The following is a 23628-nucleotide window of genomic DNA, read 5'->3' as shown; positions in this document are numbered from 1 at the left end:
AGACGGCCCGCACCGCCTTCCCCATGTCCGCCATCACCGCTTAGGCAGTGGCGAAGCGCAGCAGCTTGATCGCAGCGAAATCGCTCACATCACCGCCCACACGCTTGGTCGCGTAAAACAGGACATGCGGTTTGGCGCTGAACGGATCGCGCAGCACGCGCAGATCTGGACGTTCCGCAATGGTGTAGCCCGCGCGGAAGTCACCAAAGGCAATTGCATCCGCATTCGACGCGATATCTGGCATGTCCTCGGCCACCAGCACCGGATAACCCAGCAGACGCGCAGGCTCTCCGGACGTGAACCCGTCCGACCACAGATGACGCCCATCCGCGTCCTTAAGCTTGCGCAGCGCACCGGCCGTCTTTGAATTCATCACAAAGGCCGCATTGGCGCGGTATTCAGCCCCCAGCGCATAGACCAGCTCGATCAGCGCATCACCATTGCCGATATCGCCATCCACGCCGGTCGGCACATAGCCAAGGTTGCCCCACGTCCAGACATCATTGTCCACCGCCCCATGATTCAGAATGCCGCGCGGTTTGTCATTGCCATCGCCAGTGATGAATGCCCCTGCCTCGGCACGCGCAAACGTGTCGGCAATGCGTCCCGCCAGCCAGGTCTCGATGTCAAACGCTGTGTCGTCCAGCAGACGTTGAGACGCCTTGGGCATCGCGCTCAGCTCGTGCAGCTTGATCGAAATGCGATCAATCGTCGGCGTACCTGTCTCGGTGCGTGCCCCGATCTCGTCAGCCCAACCCGCCCCAGTATCGCCCTGGTCGATCAGGACGTCATAGCTCGACGCCTCAACATTCACGACCGACGCCACCGCGCGCAGCGATGCCGAGCTGTTCAAAACGCCTTGAATGGTCTCGGACGTCACCGGGTCCACAAGGTATCCACCATCGCCGTTCACCACCGTGGACATGGATTTCACACCCAGTTCCAACCCACGCAGCGCATCATCATCACCGGTGCGCAGATAGGCGTCAAACGCCTTGTAGTGCACATCCTCAAGGGGCACGCCACCTGCCAGCGCAGGGCGTCCCGCAAAGCCCGCTTTTGTATCGATCTTGGTCATCCGCTCTTCCTGTTCCTGTAGCTTTTTGTCGAAATCATCCCGCTGGCGGCGCAGATCGCCCACCAACCCTGCCAACGCGGCACCCACTTGGGTGATCGGAGACACATCTTCCCCGCTCCGCGAACTTGTCCCGGTCTCACTCATCCCGATTTTCCCTTAGTCAGAGGGCGGCTCTAGCCGTCCACCAATGTCCGGCGCGCGTCTTCAATGAGGCGCACCATCTCCCGCAGGCCCTCTGCCTCAGGGTCGTCCCCCTTGGCCGCCACCCGCGCACTGGGCAGCATCGGAAAGGTCACAAGCGACACCTCCCACAGCTCCAGTTCCGTCAGAACCCTGCGGCCCTGCTTGTCCTTCGTGGCGGCCTTGGTGTGGTATCCAATCGACAACCCGTCAATCGCCCCCGCCGCCACCAAGGCCGCCGCCTCGCGCCCCCGCGCCACGCTGTCCAGCAACCGTCCTTTGACATACAGCCCCGTGCCGTCCTCGCGCACCTCGTCCCAGATGCCGATGGGCTGCGCCGGATCATGCTGCCACAGCATCTTCACCGCGCGCCCCTGCTCTGCCAGCCGCGCCAGCGACCCGGCATAAGCACCAACCGCCACAACATCATTGCCCTGATCGCACTGACCGAACCGCGACGCGTAACCTTCGATCACGCATCCATCCGTCACCGTCACATCCGCATCGAACCGGCAAAACTTCCGTTCCAAATCCATCCCAAACTCCCTCAAGGTGCCACCTGAACAAACTTCAGGAACACATCCGCCAACACCGCCGCCGCAACGCCGTAAACCGCAATCCAAACCCGACGCTCCAGCCGCTCGATCAACGCCTCGATCCGGTCCAACCGCTCCGAGATCCCCTCGAACCGCAATTGCGTCACCCGCTCATGCGCCTCCAGCCGCAACGCAGGCGCACAATCGAACGGCTCATACCCCCCGCGCGGCTCACTCATCGGCCAACACCGGCAAGCCCAACAGCGCCCGCTTTTCCGCGTCGGTCAGGAATTCCGCACGCGCAACGCGCGCCCACTGCGCATCGCGCTCCGCCGCCAAAGCGGGCACCTGATCCAGATCGGGCTTGAGCACCACATCCGCCCCGATATGCCCCGACAACCACACGCTCACCGCCGCTGACACCCGCCACACCAAAGGCAACACCGTCAGGCGGTAAAACGCGCGGTGCGCCTCGGCGTAATTGGCAAACGTCGCCTCACCGGGAATCCCCAGCAACATCGGAGGCACCCCGAACGCCACCGCGATCTCGCGCGCTGCGGCTTCCTTGGTCTTCTGGAACTCCATGTCCGAGGGCGAGAACCCCATCGGTTTCCAGTCCAAGCCGCCTTCCAGCAACATCGGCCGCCCCGCATTGCGCGCACCCATGTGATGGCTCTCGATCTCCTCGACCAATCGGTCGTATTGATCCGTCGCCATCCCCGACACACCATCCGTGCCGTGATAGACAATCGCTCCCGACGGCCGCGCCGCATTGTCCAGCAATCCCTTCGACCACCGCGACGCCGCATTGTGCACGTCCAAAGCCTGCGCCGCAGCCACCATCGGGCTCAGCCCATAGTGATCGTCCTGCGGATGAAACGCCTTCACATGGCACACAGGCGCGGCACCCTCGCCCATCTCGAAACGATGCGCCTTGCCACCGACGCCGTACTCATAGGCCACCGGCCAGCCATCCGGCCCAGGCACCAGCTTCATCCGGTCCGACCGCAACACATGCAGCTCGCCGGGAACACCACCCGTGCCCACGGCCTCGAAATACCCGTCCCCGGACAACAAAAGCTGGCCGTAAAACGCCTCGAACAATTCGGCCTGACCCTGCGCCGGGTTCGGCCTGCGCAAAAGGTCCAGCACCGGATGCACCTCATAGCGCTGCGCATGATCCTGCAACACCAACGGCACCGCTGCCGACGCCTCTGCGATCAGCTTGACCGCCCGAAACCCCACCGGGTTGCCGACAAACCCCGTCCGCGTCAAAGACGCGGTGTCCCGCGCCGACCACGCCACGCGCCCCATGTTCTGCCAGGCCACGACCGGCCCGGTGGCACTTGCCTTGGCCTCGACCTCGGCCACTTCCTTGCGTCCCCGCCGAAAGACATCCCACACCATGCTGCCCATGCTCCTCGCAAATCCATTTCGTTACCGGCACGGTCGGGACGGTCTCTCGAACCACCCCGACCGGCCATTTGCCAAAGGCCCAAGCCCCCAAAGACCCCTGGCACACCAGACACAGCGCCCCCGTCCGTGACCCGCACAGGCCACGCTCCCAAACCACCGCTCTGTCAAAATCCAAGGCGCGTCCCACTCTGCGCCGTCTTGATGAAACCAACCTACCGATCAAAGGTTAACGGCTGGAAACTATACCGTACGCTTAGCGCATCAGCGTGCGCACGCGCGGGACACGCCATTCTGCCGCCCGCGCAATCACCAGATCGGTCAACGCCCAAACCAAAGCATCCAGCCGGTCCGGCGACCCGGCCCCCTGAAACCCAAGCCGCGTCATCCGGCACATCTCATCTTCCAGCGCGTCAAATACTCCGTGATGCGTCACGCGCCCCTGCTCGTACAAAGCCGCCACAGGTTCCGCCCGCGCACCCTTGGATTTCGACGCATGCACCCGCACCACCGGCACCATCGGATCAACCTGCCGCAACACGGCCTCGACCATGTCCCCACCCTGGTTGACCTCGGCCACAAGCGCGTGCGCGCCCCAGCGTTCCATCGCCGTGATCGCGCGGCGCGCCCAGACAAGCGGCGACACCCCCTGTACCGACGCATCCTCCAGCACCACAGCGCGCCAATCCTGCGGTGGCCCGTCCGTGACCACTCCGGCCACCACGATCCCGCAGGCATCCGACCGCGTGGTGCTGCCCGCAGGCGGATCGACCGCCACAACGATCCGGTCAAACACCGGCACCTCGGAACAGCGCGCCTGTTCCAAAACGTCCAAAGACCACAACGCCCCGTCCACCTGGTCCAACAGATCGCCGTCCAATTCCTGCCGCCCCAATCGCGTCCCGGCATAGCGCTCGCGCACCTCGTCCAGAAACGACGACGCCAGATAGGCCCGGTTCGCCTCGGTCGGCGCACGCGACACCGCCGTCGACGGCGCAGCCAATAAATCCTTCAACACGCGCACATTCCGTGGCGTTGTCGTCACGCACACCCGTGGATGCACCCCAAGCCGCAGCGTGAATTGCAACATGTCCCACGCCTCTTGCGCGCGCTTCCACTTGGCCAGCTCGTCAACCCAAGCCGCGTCAAACTGCGGCCCGCGCAACGACTCCGGGTCATGCGCCGAACAGGCGACCGCCTCAGCCCCGTTGGGCCAGCGCAGCATCCGGCGTGTCGCCAGCCACTCAGGCCTCCGGTCGGGCGGCGAACAGGCCAGGATCCCGCTATCACCAAAGATCATCACCTCCCGCACCTGATCCAATGTCTCGCCCACCAGCGCCACGCGCCGGGCAGCCCCCCTGTCCAAAGGCCGCGCCCCCTCCACCATGGACCGCACCCATTCGGCACCGGCGCGGGTTTTCCCCGCGCCGCGCCCACCAAGGATCACCCACGCGCGCCAATCCCCCTCGGGGGGCAACTGGTGCGGATGGGCCCAGAACTCGAACAGGTAGGGCAACGCCAAAAGCGCCCCGTCCACCTCTTCAAGACTGGTCAGAAACGCGTGCCTCTCGGCAACACTGACGGAGGCGATCAAGTCGGCACCCGACCGCATCCCGCGCCGCATCAAGGTCGAGCCCGTAAGCCCCCGCAATGCTGGCATGTTCTCGGCGATGTCTTTCAATCTGAACCTCCGTTTCCTTGGCATGTTTCAGCCACGCACGCAGATCAGCCAACGCTTTCGCGGCCTCAACTGCCGTGCCGATCTCTCCGGCCTCCACCTTTTCCCGCAGGTCCGCGACCATCTTGCGAATGGTCCGCATTTCCTGCGCAATCGCCTCGCGCTCGGTCTCAAGCGCGCTGCGCTCTTCTTGTGCAGTGATGAGTATCATCTCGATCCCTGCCTCCTGTGCTAAATGGATCTCCGTCCATCGACGCACCGGCAGGTCACAAAGGGGTTCCTCGTGATCTGTTGATGCCTAGCAGGCACGAAGCAGATGACAGGAAAGTCGCAAACAAGCGCCTAACGCGCCGCGCGACCGGGTAAGAAGTTGGAAAGGTATACCGCACACAGGCGCAAAACCCATGTTCAGACCACAAATTGAAGTGATTCAGCTTTTGTTAGGCACAGGGCGCTGGCCTCAAAAAAGGCCCCGCCGCAACAGGTTCAGACCCAAAAGCAGGAACACATAAAGCAGCACTTTTCGGAATTTCTCGTTCGAAATCCGCTGTCGCAACCGCGCTCCCAGCGCAAATCCGATCAATGTCGGAATCACCAGCAGCAAGGATACCCCACCCAGCTCCGCTGTCAGGAACCCTTGCTGCACGTAGGCGGTCACCAATGGCACGCTGCCAATGAACAACAGCATCCCGGACGCGCGAACGAACTCGTCTTTTGTCAGGTTTCGGGCGCTTAAATACATGATGATTGGCGCGATCCAGACACCCGACAATCCCCCAAGAATTCCCGCGACCGTCCCGAACCCAACCTGTGCCGCCCGGTCATACCGATCAGGCATCGGCGGCATGGCGAAATTCAGATGCAGCACCGAAAACGTAACGATCGAAATCCCAATCGCCAGAAAGATCACCCGTTCAGACACGTCCGCAGACACGGTCACCGTCAGGAAAACGCTTGCGCCCAGCGCCACAGCAAACAGCCAATAGCGTTTGAACGTGCCGCGAATGTCCCCCATGGTCCAGATCTGCCAGGCATTCGACACCACAACCGGGCCCAGCCCAACGGCAATCGCCGTGCGCGGATCGATGAACAGGGTCAGCATACTGATCGCCGCTGTGGGCAAACCAATCCCGACAACGCCCTTGACCGATCCCGCGATCAGAAACACCACCGCCCCGATCAACACAAGCTCGGTCACACCCATGGCAAAGTTACCCGGTCAGAGGACACGCGCCTCAATTGTCCCTCTGCGCTTCAAGCGCCCGGTAGGTTGCCACGTTTGCGTTATGCTCGGCCAAAGTGACAGCAAAATTATGCCCGTCCGACGGGTCCAACGTCTTGGCAACAAAGAAGATATAGCCTGTTTCATCCGGGTTCAGCGCGGCCTCGATGCTCGCCCGTCCCGGATTCGCGATCGGGGTCGGCGGCAATCCATCGATCACATAGGTGTTCCACGGCGTCTCTGCCCGCAACTCGCTCTGCCGGATACCCCGCCCCAAGATACCCTGCCCGCGCGTGATCCCGTAGATCACCGTGGGATCGGTCTGAAGCCGCATGCCCTGCTCTAGCCGGTTGTTGAACACGCTCGACACGAGGAAGCGTTCATCCGGCGTGCCGGTTTCCTTCTCGATGATCGACGCAAGGATCAGCGCCTCCTCCGGCGTCTGCAAAGGCAACCCGTCCTGACGGTTCGCCCAGGCCTCGGCCAGAATACGCTCCTGCGCTGAGGCCATCCGCGCCAACAACTCCGACCGATTGGCTCCGGGCGCGATCTCATAGCTGTCTGGCGCCAAAGACCCCTCGGCCGGGATCTCGTCGATCTCACCCTCCAGAATGTCGATCTGGCCCAATTCCTGCACGATCTGCCAGCTTGTGACACCTTCGGCCAATGCCACGCGATAGCGCGTGTCCACCTCGGCCTTCACGCGCGCATAGGCCTCCGGCACCGCATCCTCTGCCGGGTTGAACTCTGCCACCTCGACAAAACGCCCGGTCTCGGGATCAAGCTCGCGCACCTGAACGGTCGCCCGGTTGATGCTCACCCGGTACACCACTTCGGTGCCACAGGTGCTCGCCCCACCACGGGTCACGATATCGACGATCTGCTCCATCGACGCGCCCTCAGGCACAAGAAACGACCCAGCCTTAAGCTCTGACGTCTTGCCCGCATAATCCGCACCGATCCGCAGCATCGCAGCACTTGCCACAGCCCCGTCCTCGGCCAGCGTCTCAGATACCCGCCGAAACGTCGTCCCACGCTCCACCTGCACACAGATGGCCCGATCCAGCGGCCCATCCGACACGTAGGAATTCTGCGCCCAGATCAGCACACCGCCGAACAGGAACACCAGAACGACAAGGAAACTCAGCGCATTGGAGGCTATGTGACGCCACATGACCTAGCGATCCACCTTGCCGAACACGACACTGGCATTGGTCCCGCCAAAGCCAAAACTGTTGGAAAGCGCATAGGTGATCTTGCGCACTCGCTTTACATTGGGCGCAAGGTCCACCGCGGTCTCGACCGCGGGCGTGTCAAGATTGAGCGTCGGCGGCGCCACCTGATCACGGATCGCAAGGATCGAGAAGATCGCCTCGATCGCGCCTGCCGCCCCCAAAAGATGCCCGGTCGCGGATTTTGTTGACGACATCGTCACTTTGCCTGCCGCATCGCCCATCATCCGCTCAACCGCCCCAAGCTCGATCACATCCGCCATGGTCGAGGTGCCATGCGCGTTGATGTAATCAATATCCGCAGGCTCAATCCCCGCATGCCTGAGCGCGGCGCGCATCGACCGCTCCCCGCCTTCGCCGTCCTCGGAGGGGGCCGTGATGTGATACGCGTCGCCCGAAAGCCCGTAGCCACACACCTCGGCATAAATCTTAGCGCCACGCGCCTTGGCATGCTCGTATTCCTCAAGCACAACCACACCCGCGCCTTCGCCCATGACAAAACCGTCGCGGTCTGCATCATAGGGACGGCTTGCCGCCTTGGGATCATCGCCGCGCTTGGTGCTCAGCGCCTTGCAGGCATTGAACCCGGCAATCCCGATCTCGCAGATCGCGGCCTCGGCGCCACCGGCAACCATCACATCGGCATCGCCGAACATGATCAGCCGCGCCGCATCGCCAATCGCATGCGCCCCCGTTGAGCACGCCGTCACAACTGCATGGTTTGGGCCCTTAAAGCCGTATTTGATCGACACATTGCCCGAAATCAGGTTGATCAACGCGCCCGGAATAAAGAACGGAGACACCCGGCGCGGACCCTTGTCGCGGATCAACAGCGCAGTGTCTGCAATCGAACTCAACCCGCCAATGCCAGACCCGATCATCACACCTGTGCGCAAACGGCTGCCTTCGTCCTCGGGCATCCAATCTGCATCCCGCACCGCCTGATGCGCAGCTGCCATACCGAAAAGAATGAACTCATCGACTTTGCGCTGCTCTTTCTTGTCCAGGTAGGTATCGGGATTGAACGTGCCGTTTGTGCCGTCCCCGTAAGGAACCTCACAGGCATAGGTGGTGGCGAGATGGCTCGCATCGAACTTGGCAATTGTGCCTGCACCGGACTGCCCGTCCAGAATGCGCGACCAACTTTCCTCGACACCGTCCGCAAGCGGTGTCACCAAACCCAAGCCTGTCACAACTACTCGACGCATTGTGGTGCCCTTCCCTTGACTGCACTTGCCCGCTCTTACCCCGTTCGCGCAAGCACCCGCAAGACTTCAGCCCACAGGTAGGAGATTCTTGTCCGCCCTGACGTCTTTGATTTCCAAATATCCCGGGGTCCGGGGTAGCGCCCCAGAGTTTCCGTCAACGGAAACGCACGATGCGTCAACGCATCGCTTTCGCGTTATCCCCAGCGATCGCCAAGATCAGCTTTGGCCCGGTCGACCCAATGTTCCTGCAACCAGCCTGTCGGCTTGGCATAGCGAATGACCGACCCACGATAGCCGTCAATCGCCTCCGGCATCTTGGGACGCCCGTGAAAACACACCACCCGCGCGGTCGTTGGCAGATGCGCCGGGTGCAGGTAATTGCCCGGAAACGGGTTACAGTCATACTTAAAGCTCACCACCCAATCTTCTGGAATATAGGTGAAAACCCCGTTATCCATCGCCTTATGAGAGGTATAGCGCTGCTCTGATCCACGCGCGGCCTCAACCTCGGCATAGGCGTCTGCCGCCAAATCCGCATAGAGAAACCCATGCAGTGCCGGATCATAGCGAAACACCGACCCGTGCCCGGTGGGCCGCCCTTTGCGCGCCTCGGTCCAATCGTGCCGCATGACCACATCGCCCGGTGCCAGCGCCAGCAGATCATCCAGCGATCCAGTGATCACCACATCCAGATCAAACCCCAGCACCGGCCCATCCAGATCGGGGATCAATCCGGGCCGAAACAGCGAAACCTTGCGCATCGCGCCCTGCCGATTGGCAACCTTGAGCGCGGCCGCCATCGGCGCGGCAAAAGGCTCAACCGGCAGGTCCAACACCTCGATATCGGGGTGCAGCCCTTCGGCATGTTCGGTCATACAGACGAACCGCACCGGACAGGACAGGTTGCGCCGCACGCCGGAATAAAGCCGGTTTACATAGTCAGGGCCAAACAAGGTGCCCCATTTGATGCAGGCCACAGTTGCGCGGGACGAAGGAGGGGATGGCAAATTCATTCGCCCGCTTAGCAACGGATCGGTCAAATGACCAGATGCCGCTTGGCGCTGCACCGCACGCACCGTATACTGGACGTATCGCAAGCTGAGTTGACGGAGGACATCATGAACACCGGATGCGCCCTCCGGGTAGCAGGCTGATCGCCGCACTGTGCCAGAACGCTGGCCCCCAAACAGGCCCCACCGGGCTGCGCCCCTCTGCGACAGGAAGAACGACTTGACTTCGTATACTCAAACCGACCTCGGCTGGTCGGACCATTTCGCGCGGCAAATCACCGATGACACCGCCGCCCTGATCCCCGCCCGCATCTCCGAGGTGCATCGCAGCCAGCTTGTTGCGCTGTCTGACACGGGCGAACACCGTCTGATCCCAACCGACAGCGCCGGAGCCTACGCCGTCGGCGATTGGGTGCTGACCGATGGCATCACGGCCCTGCACCGGCTGGATCCGATCACCGACCTGAACCGCCGCGCCGCAGGCCATGCCGTCGGCAACCAGCGCATTGCGGCCAATGTCGACACGGTGGGCCTTGTCACAAGCTGCAACGCCGACTTCAACGTGGCGCGGCTGGAACGCTATCTTGCGCTGGCGCTTGCCTCGAACGCGCTGCCGCTGGTGATCCTGACCAAGGCAGATCTCTGCGACGATCCCGACCGCTTTCAACGCAAGGCCGAAGCCCTGTCACCGCTGGTGATCGCCATCACCGTCAATGCCAAAGACCCGCAGGATGTGACCCGCCTCAACCCGTGGTGCACCAAGGCCCAGACGCTTGCGCTTTTGGGCTCGTCCGGTGTTGGCAAAACCACCCTGCGCAACGCCCTGACAGGCGAATCCGAGGCAACCCAGGGCGTGCGCGAGGATGACGGCAAAGGCCGTCACACCACCACACACCGCGCGTTGCGGCCCACCCTTGCAGGGGGTTGGCTTATTGACACGCCCGGCATGCGAGAATTGCAGCTCACTGGCACCAGCGAAGGGCTGGAAGAGCTGTTCGACGATATCGAGACCCTCTCCAGCCAATGCAAATTCTCGAACTGCAAACACGCCTCAGAACCCGGCTGCGCCGTCAAAACCGCGTTGCAAGACGGATCGCTTGAACAGGCACGCTTTGACCGGTGGGAAAAACTGCGGCGCGAGGACCAGCACAATTCCGAATCGATCGCCGCCGCCCGTGCGCGCCAGAAATCCTTTGGCCGCAGTGTCAAAGACGCAACATCGTCAAAAAACCAAAACAAACGCGGCTACGAGGACTGAACAGGAAAACGGCGGGCGACCACTGCCCACCGCCTGGCCCCCTTACGACAACCGAGCGCTTACGCCGCAGGCATCCGTCGCTCAACAATCTCGGCCCACCAGGAACAGCCTGCCGGGATCGCATCATCGTTGAAATTGTATTCGGGGTGGTGCACCGACGCGCTGTCACCATTACCAACCAGGATATAGGCCCCCGGACGTTCCTCCAGCATGAACGCGAAATCCTCACCCCCCATGACCAGCGGCGCGTCTTCGCAGGCACCCGACACGGATTTGGCCACCTCGGCTGCAAACGCGGTCTGGTCGTCGTGGTTCACCATGACCGGATAGCCCCGATGATATGTCACATCCACCGTGCCGCCAAAGGTGTTGGCCACCCCGGAACAAATGCTTTTGATCCGGGCTTCGGCCAGATCGCGCATCCCCGTCGACATGGTGCGGACTGTGCCCTTGAGATGCACCCGCTGCGGGATCACGTTGAACGCCTTTGATGATGTCTCGAACGAGGTGACGGACACCACCACCTGATCGGTCGGATCGGCGTTGCGGCTGGCAATCGTCTGAAGCGCCAACACAGCCTGCGACGCCATCACGGTTGTGTCCACGGTCTCTTGCGGTTTCGCCGCATGGCCGCCCCGGCCCTCGAACGTGATGTCGAACTGGTCGGTTGCGGCAAAAAACGCCCCCGCCCGGATCGAGAAACTGCCAACAGGTTTGCCCGGCCAATTGTGCATCCCGTACACCTCTTGGATGCCCCAACGGTCCATCATGCCGTCTTCGCACATCTCGCGCCCGCCGCCGCCGCCTTCTTCGGCAGGCTGAAAGATCACCACGACCGTGCCATCGAAATTGCGTGTCTCCGACAGGTACTTGGCCGCCCCCAAAAGCATCGCGGTGTGCCCGTCATGCCCGCAGGCATGCATCGCTCCGGCCGTCTTGGACGCATACGCCAACCCCGTCTGTTCGTGGATCGGCAACGCGTCCATATCGGCGCGCAACCCTACCACCTTGCCGGCTGTGTCGGTCTTGCCCTTGATCACCCCCACAACGCCGGTGCGCCCGATGCCGGTGACCACCTCATCACAGCCAAATTCCGCAAGCCGCTCGGCCACAAGCGCGCTGGTGCGGTGGGTCTCGAACAGGATCTCGGGGTTTTCGTGCATGTCCCGTCGCCAGGCGGTGATTTCATCCTGCAATTCTGCAAAGCGGTTCTTGACCGGCATGGGGGTCATCCTCGTGTTGATGTCATGATGTCTCTGGCCTCGAACGTGGCGCAGAGCGCCGCAGGCTTCAAGGGGCGATCAAAGCGCATCGCGCCTTTTGCGCACAGGCCACCTACGCCGAAAGGTGCGTCAGAAGACGCTCCATAAACGCCTGTCCTTCGGTGAACTGCGCCACGGTGATGTATTCATCGGGCTGATGCGCCACCGCAATGTCACCGGGGCCGCAAACCACAACGGAGTAGCCCGCGATTTGGAAATGGCTCGCCTCGGTGCCGTAGGACACGTATTGCGTGCCGTTATCCCCGGTCAACTGGCGTACAAGCGTCTCGGCGCTGCCTGCATCGTCTGACTTGAACGGAGGCAAGGCAGAGTTCGGCGTGACCTCAATCCATGTCTCTGGACGAACGGCCTGCATTTGCGCCTCGACCTCGGCCACAGCGGCGCGCAGGCTGGTGTCCCAGTCCTCCAGCGATTCACCGGGAACGACGCGGATCGTCATGACCAGCTCGCAATCCTTTGCCGTGATGTTATGCGCGGTGCTGCCTTGGATCACGCCGACATGCACATTTGTATAGGGCGGATCAAACATCGCAGCGACCGGCGCGGGCGTCGCGGCGGCACTTTCGTCATTCACCCTGTTGGCCCATTCGATCAGTTTGGCCCCATACATGATCGCGCTGACGCCAGTGTGAAGAACCGAAGAATGCACCTCAAACCCATGAACGTGAAGGGTGTAGCTGACGCTGCCCTTGTGTCCGGTCACCGCCTTCAGCATGGTCGGTTCCCCCACGATCACCGTGTCGGCGCGCGGCACCACCCCCTGCATCGCCTCGATCAACGGCGGCGCGCCGGTGCAACCGATTTCTTCGTCATAGCTTAGCGCGATCTGCATGGGCCGGGTCACGCCGCGATGGTGCGCCTCGACCAGCGCCCAGATGGCCAGCGCATCAAACCCTTTCATGTCGGTGGTGCCACGCCCGTATAACCTGCCGTCCCGTTCGGTCACAGTGAAGGGATCACTGGTCCAGGGCTGCCCCTCGACCGGCACCACATCCGTGTGACCCGACAACACCACGCCACCATCGGCCAAAGGCCCGACATGGGCAAACAGCCCCGCCTTCGTCGGATCATCCGCTTTGATATGCCGGTGGCTGTGCACGCCATGTTCGGCCAGATACCCCGCGACCCAGTCGATCAAAGGCAGGTTGGTGTCATGGCTGACCGTCGGAAATTTTACCAAGTGGTCAAGAATGGCGCGCGGGGTCAGGCGATTTTGCATGGGTTCACTTTGCAGCTGAGGGCAGACGGTAATCGGCATAGACAGGATGATGGTCCGACGGCCACGCGCCGTCAAACCTCTGTTGCACCACCACCGGCCCGCCCTTCAGCGTCACGCTGGGTGAGCGGCCCAAATGGTCAATCGCGCCAATAAGATGCACGCCTCTGTTCAAGTGATAGGTCGCGCCCGGAATACGGTCAAAGGTGACACCACTTTCTTCCAGGATGTCCATCGTCTGCGCCCCGTGCAGCGCATTCAGATCGCCCACCAGAAACACCGTCTCGCCTGCGTCGATCCACGGTTTGATACGATCCCGCACAAGCGCGGCGGATTTTAGCCGGTTCGACCGGCTGGAATATTCAAAATGCACATTCGCCACACGGAACCTGTCGCCCGTTCTGCGATCTTCAAACTGGACCCAAGAGGCAAACGCCGAAAACGACCCGTTAAAGGTGCGCGAATAGATCACATCCGGCGTGTTGGAAAAGAAAAACCATCCCTGATCAAGTGGTTGCAGCCGATCCTTCAGATAGAACAAGGGCTGCGTCGTCGGAAACACACGCCAATCCCCGGTGGCCGCGATCCCATACTCCGGGTTCTGATCCGCAAGATGATCCCGCGCGAGGTTCACCGACCCGTCCGATCCGCGCGACCAGCTTTCCATTTCCTGAAACGCGACAATGTCGGCCTGTAACGCCCTGAACGCGCTGTCCAAAGGCCCCTTGCGCCGCTCCCAATCCCCAACCGACCACGCACCGGTTTGCGCGCTCAGGACAATGTAGTGCACGTTGTAGGTGGCAATCCGAAGGGCGGTCGCGTCCGGCGCGGGCACCTCTGCCGTGCTGTCGCTGTTGGTCACATGCAGCGCGCAGGCCACCAAGGTCAGCAGTGCCAAAAGGGTCATCGACCCACGCAGCAGCCAGAGGAACACGCGCCTCATGACACGGATCAGTAGCCGCTGTCGGTGATCAGCACTTTGTGACCGGGCGACACCTCGCGGTATTCCGACGGGGCAGCCTCATACTCAAGCCCGTGGATCGGCGATGGAATCGGTTTGAAGTTCAGATCCTTCTCGGATTTGCGCCGCCTTGGATCGGCAATCGGCACCGCCTTCATGAGCGCCTGCGTATAGGGATGCTGCGGGTTTTCGAACACCGCGCGGCGTGGACCCAGCTCAACGATTCGGCCCAGATACATCACTCCCACATGATGGCTGACCCGTTCCACCACCGCCATGTCATGGCTGATAAACAGGAACGAAATCCCCAGCTCTGCCTGCAATTCGAGCATCAGGTTAAGCACCTGCGCCTGCACCGACACATCGAGCGCCGACACCGCCTCGTCCGACACGATCAGCTTGGGGTTCAGTGCGAGCGCACGCGCAATCGCGATCCGCTGCCGCTGTCCCCCTGACAGTTCGTGCGGATAGCGCTGCATGAAGCTGCGCGGCAGTTCCACCCGGTCAAACAGCATCTCGACGCGTTTCTGCATGTCGGCATTTGATCCCATGCCGAAATTGCGCATCGGTTCAGACACCTGATCCGACAACTGCATCTGCGGATTGAGCGATGCAAACGGGTCTTGGAACACCATCTGCATGTCGCGCCGCGCCTCGCGCAGCTCGCTCTGACTGAGTGCCATGATATCTTTGCCACCAAGGAAAATGCTGCCTTGCATCGGTTCCACCAGCCGCAGGATCGACCGGCCCGCCGTGGATTTGCCACAGCCGGATTCGCCCACCAGACTCAGGGTCTGGCCCTTGTTTACGGTGAAGGACAGGTCCTCGACCGCATGCACATTGGCCACCGTGCGGCGAAAGAACCCGCCCTTGACCTCGAACCGCGTGGTCAGGTGTTTGACCTCAAGCAGCACCTCATCCGATCCGGTGATCGGCGGCACGTCGGAGCCGTCCTTGCCCAAAAGTCGCATGGGGCGTGGCAGGTCAGTGCCCGTCATCTCGCCCAGCTTGGGCACCGCCGCCAACAGCGCCTTGGTGTAGGGGTGCTGCGGGTTCTCAAAGATCTCCTCGACCGTGCCTTCCTCGACCTTGTTGCCCCGGAACATCACGACCACACGGTCGGCCATTTGCGCCACCACCGCCATGTCGTGGGTGATGAACATCACCGCAGTGCCGGTTTCGCGCTTGAGCCGGTCCATCAGTGCGAGAATTTCCGCCTGAATGGTCACATCGAGGGCGGTCGTGGGTTCGTCCGCGATCAACAGGCGTGGCTCACAGGCCAAGGCCATCGCAATCACCACGCGCTGCCGCATCCCACCGGACAATTCATGCGGATACTGCTTGAGACGCCGTTCGGGTTCCGGAATGCGCACCTGCGTCATCAGCTCAAGCGCGCGCACTTCGGCCTGTGCGCGTGTCATGCCCTTATGCAGGCGCAACCCTTCGGTAAGCTGCTTGCCCACGGTAAACACCGGATTGAGCGCGGTCATCGGTTCCTGAAAAATCATCCCGATCTCATTGCCGCGAATCGTGCGCATCAGATCCTGATCAGTCGTGGTCAGATCAATTTTGCCCTCGTCCTTGCGATCAAAGATCAACCGTCCCCCGGCGATGTCGCCACCGCCATATTCGATCAGCCGCATCAACGCGAGCGACGACACTGATTTGCCAGATCCGGATTCGCCAACCACGCACACGGTCTCGCCCGGATTGATGTCGAACGACACATCCTCGACCCCCACCACGGTCCCCGACTTGGTCTGGAATTCGACCCGCAGGTTTTCGATTTTGGCGATGCTCCCATCGGGCATAGGCGCTGTCCTTTTGCTGGCGTTGATGAAACGCTAACCACAGTTGGGCCAGAGTCAAACGCTGACTGGACGTTAGCCCTACCAACGCTCCCACGGGACTTGCATTTTGCGCAAAAGCTGTTTCGATGCGCATATTAGGGGGAAAACTACTTGCGTTTTGTCATTTCCGAACGTCTGGCGACCATGCTTGAACAAGACAGAGACCGAATGCTCCTATTTCCTGCCAACAAAGACGACACAGAAAAACTGTGTCCAACAAGGAGAGAGTTATGAAACTTACAACCCTATTGATGGGTGCAGCCGCGGCCGTGGCCCTTGCGCCTGCCGCCTTTGCAGAGCGCGGCGCGGACGGCGAAGTCAAAATCATCTATTGGCAAGCGCCCTCAATCCTGAACGCCTTTTTGTCGGGCGGCACGAAGGACGTGGAAGCGGCCTCGATGATCATCGAGCCTCTGGCGCGCTACAACGAGCAAGGCGATCTTGTTCCGTGGCTTGTCACCGAGATACCGACCGTTGCCAATGGTGGCGTCAGCGAAGACCTGACAACCATCACCTGGAACATCACGCCCGGCCTGACATGGTCCGATGGCACGCCGTTCACATCGGCTGATGTGGCGTTCACTCATGAATATTGCACCCACCCCGAAGGCGGCTGCGCGCAGGTCACAAAGTTCGAAGGCGTCACCAGCGTTGAAACGCCCGACGACCTGACCGTCGTCGTGACCTTTGCAGGCCCGACCCCGAACCCGTATGGCCCGTTTGTGGGCGGTGAAAGCCCGATCCTTCAGGCCGCCCAGTTCGCCGATTGCCTTGGCGCGGCGGCGTCCACATGCACCGAACAGAACTTCAACCCCATCGGCACCGGCCCGTTTGTGGTCGATGAATTCAAACCGAACGACGTGATCACCATGTCGGCGAACCCGAACTACCGCGACCCGGCGAAACCCGCCTTTGCATCTGTGACATTCAAAGGGGGCGGCGATGCGCGTGCAGCCGGTCAGGCGGTAATGGAAACAGGCGAATTCGACTACGCCTGGAACCTTCAGCTTGCGCCCGACGTGATTGCAGCAATGGAAGCGGGCGGCAAAGGCGTGGCCGTTGCAGGCTTTGGCCCGCTGCTTGAGCGCATCATGATCAACCAGACCTATGCCGACCCAAGCCTGCCCGAAGGCGAACGGTCCACGGCGCTGCATCCGCATCCGTTCCTGAAAGAACCGGCGGTCTACAAAGCCATGTCCATGGCCATCGACCGTCCGCTTCTGGTGGAAATCGGCTATGGCCAGGCGGGCAAAGTCGGCTGTTCCTGGGTCCCTGCCCCCGAGGCGTTTGCGTCCACATTCGAAGGCTGTGAAACCCAAGACATCGAAGGTGCCAAGGCGATGCTGGATGCGGCTGGCATCGTTGACACGGACGGCGACGGCGTGCGCGAACATAACGGTATGCCGCTTTCGATCCTCTACCAATCCTCGACCAACGCCGTCCGTCAGGATTTCCAAGCGCTGATCAAGGAATGGTGGGAACAGATCGGCATGGAAGTCGAACTGCGCAACGTGGATTCGTCGGTGTTCTTTGGCGGCGATGCGGGCAGCCCGGACACGTTCCAGAAATTCTATGCCGACGTGCAGATGTACGCCAACACCTTCAACGGCACGGACCCGCAATCTTATCTGGGCAACGGTCTGTGCGACAAGGCTCCGCGTCCTGAAACCCAGTGGCAGGGCGAAAACATCTCGCGCTTCTGCATGCCCGAGTTCGATGCCCTGCACGCAGAGCTGAGCGCAACCGCTGATATGGCGGATCGTCAGCGTATTGGCCGCGAACTCAGCGCGATGATCACCGACAACGGCGGTATGATCCCGCTGGTGCACCGGGGTCGTCTGTCGGCACATGCCAACACGCTTGGCGGGGTGGTCCTGAACGTTTGGGACAGCGAATTGTGGAACGTCGCTGACTGGCACCGCACCGCGTCCAACTGATCTGGACAGACTTGGGGTGGGCAGCAATGCCCACCCTTTCCAAGCGGTTTTTTAGGGTGGGCAAAACGGCCCGCATCCCTGTTTCACCGAAACTCATGACCCGAGGCGCCACACGATGCTGACCTTCGCCGTCCGACGACTTGTGCTTGCCGTTCCGACGCTTTTGTTCATCAGTTTTGTCATTTTCATGCTGCTGCAACTCGCCCCCGGAGATCCGATGGCGCAGGTGCCCCTGACCGTCCCACCCGAGGTCAAGGAAAAGATGCGCCAAGCGCTTGGCGTGGGCGAACCGCCCCTGGTGCAATACTGGAAATGGCTGGTTCAGGTCTTCTGGCTTGAACCCAAAGTGTTCATCGACTGGCTGACCACGTCCAGCAGCCTGCTGGGCTGGTTGCCCGACACACAGCTTTACCAAGGCGAATTGCGCGTAATCTCGTGGCAGACCCGCTCGCCGGTGATGGACATCGTCATCCAGCGGATTCCGCAGACGCTTTGGGTGGTGGGTATGGCCTATATCGTGGGCATCCTGATCGCGTTGCCCATCGGCATTTATTCCGCCTACCGTCAGTATTCGATCTTCGACCAGTCCGGTACGTTTATCACGATGATCGGCTTTTCGATCCCGCCGTTCTTCACCGGCCCGCTTTTGATCGTGATCTTCTCGGTACAGCTTGGCTGGTTCCCGTCGATCTATGACACCACGCTTGTCGTCGATTCCTGGGCCAACTTCAAACTCCAGCTGCAACAGATGATCCTGCCAGTGATGGTTCTGGCGCTACAGACCACCGCACAAATCAGCCGCTACATGCGCGCCTCCATGCTGGACAACCTCAATCAGGATTACGTCCGCACCGCACGCGCCAAGGGGTTAAGCGAAGCCGTCGTGGTGTCCGTCCACGTCCTGCGAAATTCCATGATCCCGGTCATCACCGTGATCGCGCTCAACGTGCCATCGATCTTTGGCGGGGCCATCATCACCGAGAACGTGTTCAAGGTGAACGGGATCGGACAATTGCTGATCACGGCGCTGTTTGCCAATGACCTGCCGATGGTGATGACCCTGACCTTCATCTTCGCTGTTTTGATCGTCCTCTTTAACCTGATCGCCGATATCCTCTACGGCCTTCTCGACCCGAGGATCCGCTATGACTGAGCCCGTACAAGCCACCCCAATCGCCGCGTTGGCCGATACAGGCCCGCTTGAGCCCCCGCGCAGCCAATGGCGCGACGTGTGGGACCAGTTCCGCAAACACAAAGGCGCGATGTTCGGCGGAGGCTTCTTGCTCTTTATCACGCTGGCCGTGATCGTTGGTCCGTGGATCTGGCAGGTCGATCCGCAAAAGCTCGATATCCGAAACAAGGACATGCGCCCGATCTGGACCGCCCTTTGGGATGCAAGCGCCAAAACCGCGTGGAACCGCCCCTTTGGCACCGACCAGCTTGGACGCGACCAGCTGGCGCAAATCCTGTCCGGCGGGCGTGCCTCTATGGCTGTGGGCTGGGCCGCGATGGTGCTCAGCCTTGTGATCGGCACCACCGTTGGCGTGCTGGCCGGGTTCGCCCGTAAACTTGACGGACTGCTCATGCGCCTGACGGACCTGTTCCTGTCGCTGCCGATCCTGCCCCTGCTGCTGGTTGCCGTAACCCTGTTCCGCCAACCCCTGCGCGAAGCGTTCGGCCCCGAGGGCGGCATGTTCGTCCTGATCGTCGGCATCATCGCCATCACAAGCTGGATGCCCACCGCCCGCATCGTGCGCGGCGATATCCTGGCGCTCAAGGAACGCGAATTCATCCTTGCCGCGCGGTCCATCGGCACCACGCCCTTCCGCATCATTCAGCGCCACCTGCTGCCCAACGTGCTGTCGCCGATCATGGTGTCGGCCACGCTGGGCCTTGCCACCGCGATCATCACCGAAAGCGCGCTGAGCTTTCTGGGTGTCGGGTTTCCGTCGGATTTCCCGACATGGGGCAAGATGCTCGCCGATGCGGTGCAGCGGATGCAGCAATTCCCGGAACGGGTGCTGCTGCCGGGGATCGCGATATCGCTGACGGTGCTGTCGGTGAACTATCTCGGCGACGGCCTGCGCGACGCGCTTGATCCGCGCATCCGCGGGCGTTGAACCACCTGTCCGGGTGCAGGTTTGCGAAATAAGACCGATTGGCATGGCCGGATGGGCCATGCCCGAACGCACAAACAGCAATCCTCGCCAATCAAGAACATCGTTCCGTGAAAGAGCGCCAACCGTGGAAACCTTCCCGGAAAAACCACGCCAAAGCACCTGACTAAGCCTTGCCTGAGGAACACTTTCCCTCCATCTGACCCACAACAGACGGAAGGAGCGCCCCATGTTCGAATCCCTTGGCTTTGACACCTACACCGCACCACAAGTGGCAGTTGGTCTTGCGCTGATCCTGGGCGCAGCCTTCGGTCTTTTGGCCGAGCGCACCAAATTCTGCTTTCGTCGCGGCCTTGTCGGAGACGACCGCAAACAGGCCATGGGCGTCTGGCTGACAGCATTGGCCGTTGCTGTCCTTGGCACGCAGGCAGGCGTCATGTCCGGTCTCATCAGCTTTGACGATCACCGGTTTTGGGCGTCCGACCTTCCCATCCTTGCCATCGTCGCAGGCGGCCTGATGTTCGGCGCGGGCATGGTGCTGACGCGCGGCTGTGTATCCCGCCTGACCGTTCTGTCGGCCAGCGGCAACCTGCGAGCTGTGTTTGTGCTGATGGTGTTTGCGATCACCGCCCATGCGACGCTCAAGGGTGTGCTGGCCCCTTTGCGCACATCGCTTGGATCGGTCACAGTGCCGCTTGGCGACACCGTCTCACTGGCCGCCCTGCCCGGCGGCGCGCTGGTCTGGTCGCTGGTGATTGCGCTGGCCGCGTTCGCCATCGCGGTTCGGTCAGGCAACCGCGCATCGACGCTGATCCTGGCGGCTCTTTTGGGCGCTTTGGTCCCGGCGGGCTGGATCGGAACAGGGTTTGTCCTGTTTGACGATTTTGACCCTGTCGCGCTGCAAAGCCTGTCCTTCACATCGCCCTATGCCGACACATTGTTCTGGACAGTGGCGTCCACCTCGATCCCCGCCAATTTCGGCGTTGGCTTGATTGGCGGGGTGCTGATCGGCGCGCTGGTGTCATCCCTCGTCTTTGGCAGCTTCCAATGGCAGTCATTCCACGCCCCGTCCGAAACCGGGCGCTATGCAGGTGGGGCGGTACTGATGGGCATTGGCGGCGTGCTGGCGGGCGGCTGCACCGTGGGGGCCGGTCTGGCGGGTATGCCCACCCTGTCCATCGCAGCCCTGTTGACGATCCTGTCCATTGCAGGTGGTGCGCTTTTGACCAATGCAGCGCTCAAGCCGTCACGCCAAAGCGCCTACGCCCAACCGGCCGAGTAACCGTCAAAGATCAATCTCGCCGTCTTCCGGCGCGGGCAACGCGTCGGGGGCGGCAGAGTCCGGTTTACGCCTGAGCAGGATATCCCCGTTCGGCAACACAACGGGCGGTTCAAAGGCCGACCAATCGTCCACCTGCTCCATCAGATCGCGCAACGCCGGGCCCATCTCGTCAGCAAAGCTGCGCAGCGCAGGCTCAAGGTCCTGCGCCAAGCCTTCCAATTCCCGAAGCGCGGGTTCCATCTCGTCCATGAGCCCGCGAAAGAACAGCTTTGCGCCCTCTTCCATAAGGCGCGTGCCCCGATCCTCCTGCGCCCATGCGCCAGACGTGGTCAGGACCAGGGCCAGCACCGTCGCCGGTGCGAGTGTGGTTATCTGTTTCATGCCGTCAACATAAGAAGTCGCGCCGGAGATTTCACCTAGAGACCAATCTCAAGCGTCACCGGAAAATGATCCGAGGCGGTCAACAGCGCCTCGCGCAATTCGGGTGTGCGCCAACAGACCGGATCATCGAACGGATGCCAAATCCGCCATTTCTGTGCCTTGGACCGCAGATCGGGTGACATCATCACATAATCCAGCAGCGCCTGCAAAAACCGTTCCTGCTGTGGGATATAGAACCGCGCCGTGCTGGGCTGTGGTCCAATCCGCCGCAACAGGGCCTGCGACGCGTGAGGATCGTAAAGCACGCGGTCGCCCTCGCCCAGAATGATCTCGACCGAACTGCGCCCGAACAGGTTTTCATATTCGTCCAGACCGGGACCATCGTTCAGATCGCCCATCACGATGACCGGATCACCCGCAATGAGATGGTCCTCAACCCGCGCGCGCAGCCAGATCGCCTGGGCCAATTGCTTGCGCCGGTTGGCGATGGACAGACGCATCACCGCGTCACGGTTCGTCGCGCCATGCGGCGCTTTGGATTTCAGATGCGCCCCGATGAGGCGGATCACCTGCCCGGTCGCACGCACCGTCAAAGCCACCTCAAGAGGCGGCTTGGAGAACACCACGCGATCCTCGGTCGCGTCGATATCCAGATCAATCCGAAAGGTTCCGTCAAAGCGCGGCGCTCCGGCCAGTTTGGGCGCACCAGGCACCGGGGCCTGCCCTTTGGGATCATGCACCGCCGACACCAGATCGGGGTCGTACATCAACGCGATTTCCTGCTGGGTGTCGTTGGCAAAGCCCATGACCGCGCGACGCGTCCGCAGACCGAACGCCGCTGCAAAGCTTTCCAGCGCGCGCACCGTATCGCGGTTGCGGCTGGTGTCCGGCGCTTCGATCACCATGACCACATCGGCATCCAGCGCCGTGAACACGATGCCCAAGGCGTCGGTCTGCATGGCTTTGGTCACGTCATGGCGCGCCGACCACGACCCGTCAGACACGAGCCGCCCCGTGTCATCAAACAACGCGTCGAACCATTCGACATTGTAGGTGGCAATCCTCATCGGGGCCGCGTTTCCCGGCATCAGGCGTGTTCGCGCGCCGCGATCTCGTCCCACGCGCGGTTGATGTCGATAAGCCTGCGCTCCGACAGTTTGACCGCTTCTTCGGGCACACCCCGCGCAATCATCCGGTCCGGGTGGCTTTCGCGCACCAATTGCCGCCAGGCCGCGCGTATCTCGGTCAGGGACATGCCGGGATCAACGCCCAGAACCTCAAACGGATCGCGGTCCGCATCCGGCACAAAGCGCGATTTCAACCGGCGGAACGATCCATCCGGCAGATCAAAAATCTCGGCCACGCGCAGCAGAAACGCGTCTTCGCCCGGATGATAGGTGCCATCCGCCATCGCAATGTGGAACAGCCCCTCCATCAGGTCGCACAACGTACCCTGATCCGGCCCGAACATCGTGTGGATGCGCTTGGCGTAGTCCTCGAACCCGGCGACATCCTGCCGTGCGAGGTTGAACACCCGTGCCGCACCGGCCTCGTCTTCGGGCGGAATGTGGAACACCTCACGAAAGGCCATGACCTCGTCCCGCGTCACCAAGCCATCCGCCTTGGCCATCTTGGCCGACAGCGCGATGACCGCGATGGTAAAGGCCACTGTGCGTTCAGGCGGCGTACGCAACCTGTCGAACACCGCTGCCAGCCCTTCCCCCGAGGCAAGGGCCGAGACAGCGTCCGCGATGCGTGACCAAATCGACATGGGTGCATGTTACCG

General features: G+C 61.6%; 22 protein-coding genes. 5 read left to right on the top strand and 17 right to left on the bottom strand.

What is annotated here, in order from left to right; all coding sequences use genetic code 11:
* Positions 1–40 precede the first annotated feature (40 nt).
* The 10 genes from ACSHXH_RS07045 to ACSHXH_RS07000 all read right to left on the bottom strand — a co-directional run bounded on the left by ACSHXH_RS07045 (position 41) and on the right by ACSHXH_RS07000 (position 9560).
* A complete protein-coding gene (locus ACSHXH_RS07045) occupies positions 41–1222 on the bottom strand; it encodes a phage major capsid protein (protein WP_435671077.1) in 1182 nt (393 codons plus the stop codon).
* Between the two features lie 29 nt (positions 1223–1251).
* A complete protein-coding gene (locus tag ACSHXH_RS07040) occupies positions 1252–1794 on the bottom strand; it encodes an HK97 family phage prohead protease (RefSeq protein ID WP_435671076.1) in 543 nt (180 codons plus the stop codon).
* 11 nt (positions 1795–1805) lie between these two features.
* Positions 1806–2033, bottom strand: coding sequence for a GTA head formation protein, RCAP_rcc01685 family (locus ACSHXH_RS07035; protein ID WP_435671075.1), 228 nt, complete (start codon positions 2031–2033; stop codon positions 1806–1808).
* The gene (locus tag ACSHXH_RS07030; RefSeq protein ID WP_435671314.1) at positions 2026–3201 is read right to left on the bottom strand and encodes a phage portal protein; all 1176 of its coding nucleotides are present in this window, start codon (positions 3199–3201) and stop codon (positions 2026–2028) included. The genes ACSHXH_RS07035 and ACSHXH_RS07030 overlap by 8 nt, the downstream gene beginning before the upstream one ends.
* Positions 3202–3463: 262 nt before the next feature.
* Positions 3464–4831: a DNA-packaging protein gene (locus tag ACSHXH_RS07025; protein WP_435671074.1), complete on the bottom strand. Its 1368-nt coding sequence runs from the start codon at positions 4829–4831 to the stop codon at positions 3464–3466.
* Complete coding sequence (locus ACSHXH_RS07020; RefSeq protein WP_435671073.1) at positions 4749–5096, bottom strand: hypothetical protein; 348 nt, start codon at positions 5094–5096, stop codon at positions 4749–4751. Before ACSHXH_RS07020 ends, ACSHXH_RS07025 begins: the two co-directional genes overlap by 83 nt.
* 249 nt (positions 5097–5345) lie before the next feature.
* On the bottom strand, positions 5346–6083 hold the full coding sequence (locus tag ACSHXH_RS07015) for a sulfite exporter TauE/SafE family protein (RefSeq protein ID WP_435671072.1): 738 nt from the start codon (positions 6081–6083) through the stop codon (positions 5346–5348).
* Between the two features lie 37 nt (positions 6084–6120).
* Positions 6121–7281: an endolytic transglycosylase MltG gene (gene mltG / locus ACSHXH_RS07010; RefSeq protein WP_435671071.1), complete on the bottom strand. Its 1161-nt coding sequence runs from the start codon at positions 7279–7281 to the stop codon at positions 6121–6123.
* Positions 7282–7284: 3 nt separating this feature from the next.
* Positions 7285–8547 (bottom strand): beta-ketoacyl-ACP synthase II, encoded by a 1263-nt coding sequence (gene fabF / locus ACSHXH_RS07005; protein ID WP_435671070.1) that lies wholly within the window; start codon positions 8545–8547, stop codon positions 7285–7287.
* 194 nt (positions 8548–8741) lie between these two features.
* Complete coding sequence (locus ACSHXH_RS07000) at positions 8742–9560, bottom strand: glycosyl transferase (RefSeq protein WP_435671069.1); 819 nt, start codon at positions 9558–9560, stop codon at positions 8742–8744.
* Positions 9561–9777: 217 nt separating this feature from the next.
* Here ACSHXH_RS07000 and rsgA point away from each other — a divergent pair, with 217 nt between their 5' ends.
* Complete coding sequence (rsgA, locus tag ACSHXH_RS06995; protein ID WP_435671068.1) at positions 9778–10815, top strand: ribosome small subunit-dependent GTPase A; 1038 nt, start codon at positions 9778–9780, stop codon at positions 10813–10815.
* Between the two features lie 59 nt (positions 10816–10874).
* Here the strand turns inward: rsgA and ACSHXH_RS06990 are convergent, their stop codons facing one another.
* From ACSHXH_RS06990 to ACSHXH_RS06975, 4 genes are all read right to left on the bottom strand, one after another.
* Positions 10875–12038: a M20 aminoacylase family protein gene (locus ACSHXH_RS06990; RefSeq protein ID WP_435671067.1), complete on the bottom strand. Its 1164-nt coding sequence runs from the start codon at positions 12036–12038 to the stop codon at positions 10875–10877.
* 112 nt (positions 12039–12150) lie between these two features.
* Positions 12151–13317, bottom strand: a complete 1167-nt coding sequence (gene argE, locus ACSHXH_RS06985) for an acetylornithine deacetylase (protein WP_435671066.1) — start codon at positions 13315–13317, stop codon at positions 12151–12153.
* A 4-nt stretch (positions 13318–13321) separates the two neighbouring features.
* Complete coding sequence (locus ACSHXH_RS06980) at positions 13322–14257, bottom strand: endonuclease/exonuclease/phosphatase family protein (RefSeq protein ID WP_435671065.1); 936 nt, start codon at positions 14255–14257, stop codon at positions 13322–13324.
* 8 nt (positions 14258–14265) lie between these two features.
* The gene (locus ACSHXH_RS06975) at positions 14266–16086 is read right to left on the bottom strand and encodes an ABC transporter ATP-binding protein (protein ID WP_435671064.1); all 1821 of its coding nucleotides are present in this window, start codon (positions 16084–16086) and stop codon (positions 14266–14268) included.
* Positions 16087–16355: 269 nt separating this feature from the next.
* Here ACSHXH_RS06975 and ACSHXH_RS06970 point away from each other — a divergent pair, with 269 nt between their 5' ends.
* From ACSHXH_RS06970 to ACSHXH_RS06955, 4 genes are all read left to right on the top strand, one after another.
* Positions 16356–18062 (top strand): peptide ABC transporter substrate-binding protein, encoded by a 1707-nt coding sequence (locus tag ACSHXH_RS06970; RefSeq protein ID WP_435671063.1) that lies wholly within the window; start codon positions 16356–16358, stop codon positions 18060–18062.
* A gap of 115 nt (positions 18063–18177) precedes the next feature.
* Positions 18178–19215 carry an ABC transporter permease gene (locus tag ACSHXH_RS06965; RefSeq protein ID WP_435671062.1) on the top strand — a complete coding sequence of 346 codons (1038 nt, stop codon included), beginning with the start codon at positions 18178–18180 and terminating at the stop codon, positions 19213–19215.
* Entirely contained in the window at positions 19208–20182 is a 975-nt protein-coding gene (locus ACSHXH_RS06960; protein ID WP_435671061.1) for an ABC transporter permease, read from the top strand. Before ACSHXH_RS06965 ends, ACSHXH_RS06960 begins: the two co-directional genes overlap by 8 nt.
* 226 nt (positions 20183–20408) lie before the next feature.
* A complete protein-coding gene (locus tag ACSHXH_RS06955; RefSeq protein ID WP_435671060.1) occupies positions 20409–21461 on the top strand; it encodes a YeeE/YedE family protein in 1053 nt (350 codons plus the stop codon).
* Between the two features lie 3 nt (positions 21462–21464).
* Here ACSHXH_RS06955 and ACSHXH_RS06950 read toward each other — a convergent pair whose 3' ends face one another.
* The 3 genes from ACSHXH_RS06950 to ACSHXH_RS06940 are packed head-to-tail and all read right to left on the bottom strand — an operon-like array spanning position 21465 to position 23613.
* Complete coding sequence (locus tag ACSHXH_RS06950; protein ID WP_435671059.1) at positions 21465–21842, bottom strand: hypothetical protein; 378 nt, start codon at positions 21840–21842, stop codon at positions 21465–21467.
* Between the two features lie 35 nt (positions 21843–21877).
* Entirely contained in the window at positions 21878–22909 is a 1032-nt protein-coding gene (locus ACSHXH_RS06945) for an endonuclease/exonuclease/phosphatase family protein (protein WP_435671313.1), read from the bottom strand.
* Positions 22910–22929: 20 nt separating this feature from the next.
* Complete coding sequence (locus ACSHXH_RS06940; RefSeq protein WP_435671058.1) at positions 22930–23613, bottom strand: TerB family tellurite resistance protein; 684 nt, start codon at positions 23611–23613, stop codon at positions 22930–22932.
* Between the last annotated feature and the right edge of the window lie 15 nt (positions 23614–23628).

It is taken from the genome of Marivita sp. (genome assembly GCF_051251565.1).
Lineage (GTDB): Bacteria > Pseudomonadota > Alphaproteobacteria > Rhodobacterales > Rhodobacteraceae > Marivita.
Note: the sequence above shows the minus strand (reverse complement) of the source record. Positions and strands in the feature narration are given on the sequence as shown.

Bases quoted from the DNA above. Each gene is read 5' to 3' on its own strand.
- ACSHXH_RS07045 (WP_435671077.1), bottom strand. From the start codon at position 1,222: ATGAGTGAGACCGGGACAAGTTCGCGGAGCGGGGAAGATGTGTCTCCG.
- ACSHXH_RS07040 (WP_435671076.1), bottom strand. From the start codon at position 1,794: ATGGATTTGGAACGGAAGTTTTGCCGGTTCGATGCGGATGTGACGGTG.
- ACSHXH_RS07035 (WP_435671075.1), bottom strand. From the start codon at position 2,033: ATGAGTGAGCCGCGCGGGGGGTATGAGCCGTTCGATTGTGCGCCTGCG.
- ACSHXH_RS07030 (WP_435671314.1), bottom strand. From the start codon at position 3,201: ATGGTGTGGGATGTCTTTCGGCGGGGACGCAAGGAAGTGGCCGAGGTC.
- ACSHXH_RS07025 (WP_435671074.1), bottom strand. From the start codon at position 4,831: ATGCGGCGCGGGATGCGGTCGGGTGCCGACTTGATCGCCTCCGTCAGT.
- ACSHXH_RS07020 (WP_435671073.1), bottom strand. From the start codon at position 5,096: ATGATACTCATCACTGCACAAGAAGAGCGCAGCGCGCTTGAGACCGAG.
- mltG (WP_435671071.1), bottom strand. From the start codon at position 7,281: ATGTGGCGTCACATAGCCTCCAATGCGCTGAGTTTCCTTGTCGTTCTG.
- fabF (WP_435671070.1), bottom strand. From the start codon at position 8,547: ATGCGTCGAGTAGTTGTGACAGGCTTGGGTTTGGTGACACCGCTTGCG.
- ACSHXH_RS07000 (WP_435671069.1), bottom strand. From the start codon at position 9,560: ATGAATTTGCCATCCCCTCCTTCGTCCCGCGCAACTGTGGCCTGCATC.
- ACSHXH_RS06990 (WP_435671067.1), bottom strand. From the start codon at position 12,038: ATGCCGGTCAAGAACCGCTTTGCAGAATTGCAGGATGAAATCACCGCC.
- argE (WP_435671066.1), bottom strand. From the start codon at position 13,317: ATGCAAAATCGCCTGACCCCGCGCGCCATTCTTGACCACTTGGTAAAA.
- ACSHXH_RS06980 (WP_435671065.1), bottom strand. From the start codon at position 14,257: ATGAGGCGCGTGTTCCTCTGGCTGCTGCGTGGGTCGATGACCCTTTTG.
- ACSHXH_RS06975 (WP_435671064.1), bottom strand. From the start codon at position 16,086: ATGCCCGATGGGAGCATCGCCAAAATCGAAAACCTGCGGGTCGAATTC.
- ACSHXH_RS06970 (WP_435671063.1), top strand. From the start codon at position 16,356: ATGAAACTTACAACCCTATTGATGGGTGCAGCCGCGGCCGTGGCCCTT.
- ACSHXH_RS06965 (WP_435671062.1), top strand. From the start codon at position 18,178: ATGCTGACCTTCGCCGTCCGACGACTTGTGCTTGCCGTTCCGACGCTT.
- ACSHXH_RS06960 (WP_435671061.1), top strand. From the start codon at position 19,208: ATGACTGAGCCCGTACAAGCCACCCCAATCGCCGCGTTGGCCGATACA.
- ACSHXH_RS06955 (WP_435671060.1), top strand. From the start codon at position 20,409: ATGTTCGAATCCCTTGGCTTTGACACCTACACCGCACCACAAGTGGCA.
- ACSHXH_RS06950 (WP_435671059.1), bottom strand. From the start codon at position 21,842: ATGAAACAGATAACCACACTCGCACCGGCGACGGTGCTGGCCCTGGTC.
- ACSHXH_RS06945 (WP_435671313.1), bottom strand. From the start codon at position 22,909: ATGAGGATTGCCACCTACAATGTCGAATGGTTCGACGCGTTGTTTGAT.
- ACSHXH_RS06940 (WP_435671058.1), bottom strand. From the start codon at position 23,613: ATGTCGATTTGGTCACGCATCGCGGACGCTGTCTCGGCCCTTGCCTCG.